The following is a 490-nucleotide window of genomic DNA, read 5'->3' on the forward strand; positions in this document are numbered from 1 at the left end:
ACGACCATCGATCCAGTCTACAGGACGCGCAAGGCGATCAATAATGTTCGAGCGCGCTACACCAAGAACAGCGCAGACCGGCTTCACTGGCCGTCCTTGTCCAATAAGGGTGAGCGCGCAATCCACTTTTTTTCGCGAGCTACCTCGATCGCTTCGCGAAGGATTTCCGCTTCCATCGTCTTCTTGCCGAGCATGCGCTGTAGTTGTGCGATCTGGGCGCGCGCGGCAGCCAGTTCGCTTGCCGGCACCACTGATTCGCCGGACTGGACGGCCACCAGGGCGCCTTCGCGCTCGAGCTTGCGCCAATTGAACAGCTGGCTGGCACTGATGCCGTGTTTGCGCGCTACCAGCGACACGCTCATCCCCGGCTCGTACGTTTCCTTGACCAGCGCAGCCTTTTCCTGCACTGACCAGCGACGGCGCCGCTCCTCCGACACCGTCACTACTTCGATGGTTTGGTTGTTCCTAGTCATATTCACAGTCGTATTCC

General features: G+C 59.4%; 1 pseudogene. It reads right to left on the reverse strand.

The features are described 5' to 3' along the window. Positions 1–473, reverse strand: a pseudogene (locus GM672_RS27855) (transposase); the annotation flags it as partial. Positions 474–490 lie beyond the last annotated feature (17 nt).

Origin of the sequence: Pseudoduganella buxea, from assembly GCF_009720835.1 — a bacterium.
In the GTDB taxonomy this organism is placed as follows: Bacteria; Pseudomonadota; Gammaproteobacteria; order Burkholderiales; family Burkholderiaceae_D; genus Rugamonas; species Rugamonas buxea.